This window comes from Pedobacter sp. FW305-3-2-15-E-R2A2, assembly GCF_038446955.1.
In the GTDB taxonomy this organism is placed as follows: domain Bacteria; phylum Bacteroidota; class Bacteroidia; order Sphingobacteriales; family Sphingobacteriaceae; genus Pedobacter.
In genome coordinates this window covers 7,097,656-7,102,298 of record NZ_CP151803.1, presented here as the reverse complement: position 1 = coordinate 7,102,298, position 4,643 = coordinate 7,097,656, and the positions used below count along the sequence as shown (strand labels likewise).

Annotated in this window: 3 protein-coding genes; 2 read left to right on the top strand and 1 reads right to left on the bottom strand. The window is 44.4% G+C overall.

The genetic code is table 11. From position 1 onward, the window contains the following. The first annotated feature begins 4 nt into the window (after positions 1–4). Both AAFF35_RS28945 and AAFF35_RS28940 read left to right on the top strand, forming a co-directional pair. Entirely contained in the window at positions 5–1,411 is a 1,407-nt protein-coding gene (locus AAFF35_RS28945; RefSeq protein WP_342329916.1) for a hypothetical protein, read from the top strand. An 11-nt stretch (positions 1,412–1,422) separates the two neighbouring features. Next, entirely contained in the window at positions 1,423–2,370 is a 948-nt protein-coding gene (locus tag AAFF35_RS28940; protein ID WP_342329915.1) for a tail fiber domain-containing protein, read from the top strand. A gap of 52 nt (positions 2,371–2,422) precedes the next feature. Here AAFF35_RS28940 and AAFF35_RS28935 read toward each other — a convergent pair whose 3' ends face one another. Beyond that, positions 2,423–4,573 carry a S9 family peptidase gene (locus AAFF35_RS28935; RefSeq protein WP_342329914.1) on the bottom strand — a complete coding sequence of 717 codons (2,151 nt, stop codon included), beginning with the start codon at positions 4,571–4,573 and terminating at the stop codon, positions 2,423–2,425. Positions 4,574–4,643: the final 70 nt, after the last annotated feature.

Below are 4,643 nucleotides of genomic sequence, written 5' to 3'. Positions count from 1 at the left end.
GGATATGCAAATCAAACAAAACAAGATCAGCTATTTGATCAAATTTGCCTTGGTGACACTGGGCTCTATGTTTTTTGCTCCCGCAGCAGCGGATGCTCAATTCGTAGGAAATCCCCTGATTCCACAACCGGGAAAGGTGATCATTTATAGCAATGATGCCAAAGGCGGGCATCACCAGGTGGCCACAATTGCCGATAGGAATAACATCAGCTCTCCGAGGCGTCAGCCGGGAATGCTGTGTACGGTGATGGATGATGGTACAGGGAAAACAAGAACCTTCCAATTGGTTTGTGCAGATGTTCCCGCAGAGCTGGATAATAATGCCAACTGGCTTTTGTTTTCGCCAGCAGCTGCTACTGGAAACAACCTGATTTATGGCCAGGGAATTCCGGTTGCCACGACGGGAAAAAAGGGGGACTTTTATGTGAATACTGCGGATCAAACCCTTTTTGGTCCAAAAAATGAAGATGATACCTGGCCTGCATTGTTGTTACAAGGGATTCCTTCAGGGCCTGCAGGAGGGGATTTAACGGGTACCTATCCTAATCCGCAGATTGCAGAAAAGGCAGTGACCCCCGCACACATTAAAGGAGGAACAGCAGATCAGGTCATGGTAACCAATGCCGAAGGGCTTGTTTCCTGGGTGGATAAATCGACTCTAGGTGGCGGAGGAACAATAGGGGCATTTAATGGAAACAGGCCAATTACGGGCGACTATTATAAAAACGTAAACCCGGGAACGAATGACCTGGCTAAATGGATAGAAGCTGTTTTTTACCCTTCGCTGGGGCCATCGGCTTCCTTAACGGCAACGCCTTCCGGAGTTAAAGAAATGGGACCTGCAGGAAGTACGGCAATTACCCTGAACTGGCTTGCCGGAAGGGCTGCCGAAACGGCGGAAATTACCAGCATTATTGTTCATGGGCAGGAGGTCTTTACCGCCAGCCCCGCTGCAGGAGCAACAGTAGGAGGAACACTCAGTGCAAATGCAAACAACAACCAGCCGACAACCTTTAGCATGACGGTAAAGACTAAAGACAATAAAACGCAACAGGCCTCAGCCTCCATCAGTTTCCAGTGGAAAAGGTATTGGGGATTTGCAAACGGAGGTGAAGACGGACAAAGCTTTGCCCCTACGGATGCGGAGATCCTAAGCCTTTCGGGTGCAGAATTGGGAACTTCGGCGGCGGTAACGAATAAATCGGCCAGCCCTTCAGGCAGACAAAAGCTCGTGATCGCCTATCCTTCAAGCTGGGGTGGAACGAAAATCATTGTAGGGGTGAACGATTCTACAGGAGCATTTGAAAGAACCACAAGGTCCTTCCGAAATGCCAGTGGAGGCGTTACAGATTATGTGATCTATGTTCAAAGAGACAATACTGCAGCAGGTTTAACCTTTGCTGTTCAATAACCGGGAAAGAGATGAAGACTTTAGAAAATTATATCCCAATGAAAGCGATTTATACATTTTGTTTGATCCTTTGCATGGCCTCCTATTCGGCCAGCGCACAAGTGAAAGTAATCGGCGCAGTGGAGCCAAATGACCTTAGCGATAAATATCCTACCCACAATGAGATTTATGGAAAGGGGGGCTTCAGGTCTGTGACCAGCAATACCGAAAGAGACAACATTACCCCTGCCAGAAGAAGTGTAGGAATGTTGGTCTACTCCATTCTGGAAGAGAAATTCTATCAATTGAAGGGTGGCCTGCTCAATACCAACTGGGTGGAGACACAAATGGGTGGAGGTGGCAGTACCGGAACACTGGCGATAGAAAAAGGTGGTACTGGTGCGATCACGGCCGAATCGGCGAGAACTAATCTGGGGCTGGGTACTTTAGCAGTTCAGAATAAAGATGCAGTGGAAATTACCAAAGGGGCTATTGATGGTACCCTGATCGGAAATTCGAGTCCGGCGCAAGGGAAGTTTACCACGCTGGATGTAAACTCAGAACTGACAGTAACAGGCCAGGTGATCGTTAACGGAGACATTAAGGCTTCAGGAGATGTGACGGCGAATTCGGATGTCCGGTTGAAGAAAAACATTGTCACCATTCCCCCGGTTTCTGAGAGCCTGAGAAGGCTGCATGCAGTATCTTACGATCGTAACGATATGGAATTACACCAGATTGGCTTCATAGCCCAGAATGTTCAGGAGTTTTTTCCTTCCCTGATCAAAACAGATAACGACCAGCGGAAAACACTTTCCCTGAACTACCAATCGATGACGGTGCCTTTATTGAAAGGCTGGCAGGAACACGATGAAGAGATTGTGAGCCAGCAAAGGGAACTGAAGACCCTGAAAGCTGAACTGGAAGAGTTGAAGAAAACAGTAGCAGAACTGAAAGCTCTTTTAAAGGACAAGAAGTAACGGAAATAAAAAAGGGGATGCCAACACAGGCATCCCCTTTTTTATGAACTTACTATTTGCTGATACCTTCCAGCGCAAAAAGGAAGGAATAATTTAAAGCAACATCTTTCAGGTAATCAAAACGACCCGAAGCTCCGCCGTGGCCAAAGTCCATGTTTGTTTTTAGCAACAGGATATTCTTATCCGTCTTGGTTGCCCTCAGTTTAGCTACCCATTTAGCCGGCTCGAAATACTGAACCTGACTATCATGAAGGCCTGTTGTAACCAACATATTCGGATAAGCTTTCTTTTCGATGTTCTCATACGGAGAATAGCTCTTCATATAATCATAAGCCGCTTTTTGTTTAGGATTTCCCCATTCATCAAATTCATTTGTCGTAAGTGGAATGCTTTCATCCAGCATGGTATTGATCACGTCCACAAATGGAACCTGTGCAATAACACCATGCCACATGTCAGGAGCAAGATTGATAATTGCACCCATCAGCAGTCCGCCTGCGCTTCCACCCTGAGCATATAGATGTTCTTTTCCTGTAAATTTCTCGTCGATCAGGTATTTCCCACAATCAATAAAATCAGTAAAAGTATTCATCTTCTTCATGAGCTTTCCGTCTTCATACCATTGGCGGCCCATTTCCTGTCCGCCGCGGATATGTGCAATCGCATAAACAAAACCACGGTCTAAAAGACTTAACCTGCTGCTGTTGAACGTTGGATCAGTACTGGAGCCATAAGAACCGTATGCGTAAAGCAATAGTGGTGCTTTTCCATCCTTTTTAAGCCCTTTTTTATAGACCAATGAAATCGGAACCTTCGTTCCGTCTTTTGCGGTCGCATAAAGCCTTTCTGAGGTATAATCGTCCTTATTGTATCCTCCAACAACTTCCTGTTGTTTCATCAGTTTTTTTGCCTTCGTATCCATGTTATAGTCGTAGGTTGAGGAAGGGGTGGTCAATGAAGTATAAATATAACGAAGTGTCTTGCTGTCATAATCTGGATTTGCACCGACCATAGCCGTGTAAGTCGGTTCTTCAAAGGCAATGTTATGTTCCGGGCCACCGATTGCACGAACGCGAAGCTGAGTAAGTCCATTTTTACGCTCGGTAACCACAATATGAGTTTTGAACTCATCTACTTCTTCCAGCAAAACGTCTTTACGGTGAGGAATCACTTCTTTCCAGTTTTCTCTACCGGTTTTATCCAAAGGACATTCCATCAGACGGAAATTTTTGGCATTCCAATTGGTCAGAATCAGGAACTTATCATCCAAAGGAATCGCTTCATATAACATGTCCTTTTGTCTTGGCTGAAAAGATTTGAACGGTTGATCAGGTGTGCTGGCATCCAGCATTTTAATCTCATTAGAAAGTGTCGCCTGAGAATAGATGAAAATGTATTTTCCGGATTTTGATTTCCCAACACCAATATAATTAGACTTGTCTTTCTCCTCATACACCGTTACATCCTGTTTCGCATCACTATTTAATTGGTGTTTCTTTATTTTTTCACTCAATAGCGTTACTTCATTCTTGGAGGTATAGAAGATTGTTTTATTGTCCATTGCCCAAACGGGATCGCCCTGAGTATTGGAAATCGCATCTTTAACCACTTCTCCGGTTTCCAGATTTTTAATGTGAATTACATATTGGCGTCTGGAAACTTTATCCACCGCAAAAGCCATCATCTTATTGTCCGGACTAATGGAGAAGCCTGTGGCCTGATAATAAGGCAGGCCTTTTGCCTCTTCGTCCATATCTAATAATATTTCTTCTTTGGCATCCAGTGTACCCTTTTTCCGGCAGTATTTGGCGTATTGTTTTCCTTCTTCATTTCGGGTATAGTAATAATATCCGTTTTTGAAAACCGGAACAGATTCATCTTTTTCCTTGATCCTGCCTTTAAGTTCTTTGAACAAATCTGCCTGAAGCGTTTTTGTTCCGCTCATCATTGTGTCCAGGTATTTGTTTTCTGCGGTCAGATAGTCTACGACTTTGGTACTGTCTTTTCCTTTTTTAAAATAGTCAATCATCCAGTAGTAGTTGTCTGTTACTGTATCCCCGTGCAGGGTTCTGACGAAAGGTTTTATCTCCGCGACAGGCGCTGCGGCATCCGGCCATTTATAGGTTTCCATTTTATTGTCTTTGTTTGTACAGGACAAAGCTACACCTAGTAGCAGTAATCCGGGGATAGTTTTTTTTATCATGCGCTGGTCAAGGTAATAAGTTGTTATTCTGCAAATTAGAATTTATTCTTTAATTTGCATTGGCCCCTGT

Excerpts from the sequence above, each read along its gene's own strand:
- AAFF35_RS28940 (WP_342329915.1), top strand. The coding sequence starts at position 1,423 with ATGAAGACTTTAGAAAATTATATCCCAATGAAAGCGATTTATACATTT.
- AAFF35_RS28945 (WP_342329916.1), top strand. The coding sequence starts at position 5 with ATGCAAATCAAACAAAACAAGATCAGCTATTTGATCAAATTTGCCTTG.
- AAFF35_RS28935 (WP_342329914.1), bottom strand. The coding sequence starts at position 4,573 with ATGATAAAAAAAACTATCCCCGGATTACTGCTACTAGGTGTAGCTTTG.